Genomic DNA, 1671 nt, shown 5'->3' with positions numbered 1-1671 from the left:
CTGCGCACCGGCATGCCCGTGCGCACCACGGGCCGCCCGCTCACCACCCCCACGGGCTCGGCGCTCCTCGGCCGCGTGCTCGACGGGCTCGGCCGGCCGGTCGACGGCCGCGGGCCGCTCGTCGGCGCCGTGCGCCGCCCCGTGACCGGCAGCGCGCCCTCGGCCCTCGGCCGTGCCCGCGTCGACACGCCCCTCGGGCTCGGCGTCCGGGCGCTCGACACCCTCGTCACCGCTGGCCGCGGCCAGCGGTTCGGCCTGTTCGCCGGCTCCGGCGTCGGCAAGTCCAGCCTGCTGTCGATGATCGCGCGCGGCACCGAGGCGCAGGTCTCGGTCATCGCGCTCGTCGGCGAGCGCGGGCGCGAGGTCCGCGAGTTCCTCGAGGACGACCTCGGCCCCGAGGGCCTCGCGCGCAGCGTCGTCGTCGTCGCGACGTCCGACGAGCCGCCGCTGGTCCGCCTGCGCGCCGCGTTCGTCGCGACCGCGATCGCCGAGTCGTTCCGGTCCGAGGGCGCCGACGTCGTGCTGATGATGGACTCGCTCACGCGCGTCGCCATGGCGCAGCGCGAGATCGGGCTCTCCGTGGGCGAGCCGCCCGCGACGCGCGGCTACCCGCCGTCGACGTTCTCGCTGCTCGCGCAGCTCCTCGAGCGCGCGGGCACCGACGAGCGCGGCTCCGTCACGGGCATCTACACGGTCCTCGTCGACGGCGACGACCACAACGAGCCCATCGCGGACGCCGCGCGGTCGATCCTCGACGGGCACGTGGTCCTCACGCGTGACCTCGCCGTCGCCGGGCACTTCCCGAGCATCGACGTGCTCGGCTCGGTGTCCCGCGTCGCGAGCCGCGTGAGCAGCAAGGAGCAGCAGCAGCTCGCGACCCGGCTCCGCCAGGTCATGGCCGCGCGTCGCCGCGCCCAGGACCTCATCGACGTCGGCGCCTACGCCGCCGGCACCAACGCCATGGTCGACGCCGCCGTCGCGAACGCCGACGCGATCGACGCCTTCCTTCGGCAGGGCATGGACGAGCCGGCCGCCGCGGCCGAGTCGTGGCAGCGCCTCGCCCAGCTGATCCACCGGATGGGGGTGTCCTGATGGCCACGCCGTTCCGCCTCGCCGGCCTCCTGCGCCTGCGCGGCATGCAGGAGGAGCAGGCCGCGGGCGAGCTCGCGATCGCCAACGCCTCGCTGCGCGCCGCCGAGCGGCGCGAGCAGCGCACGGCCCAGGCGCTCGCCGAGTCCGAGCTGCCCGAGCGCGCCGACGACCTGTCGTGGCAGGCCGCCGTCGCGGCCCGCGCCGGCCTCACCGGTCTGCTCACCGAGGCCGTCGCCGCACGCGACGTCGTGGACTTCCGCGTGCGCCAGGCCACGGGCGACTGGAGCGACGCGCGCGCCCGCGCCCAGATGATCCGCAAGCTCGAGGAGCGCCACCAGGCCGCCCTCGTCGCCGAGGAGCTGCGCCTCGAGCAGCTCGTGCTCGACGAGGCCGCGTCCCGCCGCGGCGCGCCCGGTGCCGACCTCATGGAGGACCGATGACCGTCAGCTCGCTTCCCGTCGCCGCCCCGGCGCCGTCCCGGCCCCGCGCCGACGCGCGCGCCGAGAGCCGGCAGGACGCCGACGCGTTCGCCCGCACGCTCGACGACGCCGCGCGTCGTGACACGGCCCGCACCGACGC

General features: G+C 77.0%; 2 protein-coding genes. Both read left to right on the top strand.

Going from position 1 to position 1671, the window contains the following annotated elements:
• Positions 1-1092 (top strand): FliI/YscN family ATPase (locus ICW40_RS20500; protein WP_221655815.1); only part of this gene is annotated, 1092 nt, incomplete at its 5' end.
• Positions 1092-1532, top strand: a complete 441-nt coding sequence (locus tag ICW40_RS20495) for a flagellar export protein FliJ (protein ID WP_221655814.1) — start codon at positions 1092-1094, stop codon at positions 1530-1532. The genes ICW40_RS20500 and ICW40_RS20495, both read left to right, overlap by 1 nt.
• Positions 1533-1671 lie beyond the last annotated feature (139 nt).

Source organism: Actinotalea ferrariae (assembly GCF_019733465.1).
Taxonomy (GTDB): Bacteria; Actinomycetota; Actinomycetes; order Actinomycetales; family Cellulomonadaceae; genus Actinotalea; species Actinotalea ferrariae_A.
The sequence above is the reverse complement of the archived record's forward strand: the minus strand, read 5'-3'. Positions and strand labels throughout refer to the sequence as shown.

Bases quoted from the DNA above. Each gene is read 5' to 3' on its own strand.
- ICW40_RS20495 (WP_221655814.1), top strand. From the start codon at position 1,092: ATGGCCACGCCGTTCCGCCTCGCCGGCCTCCTGCGCCTGCGCGGCATG.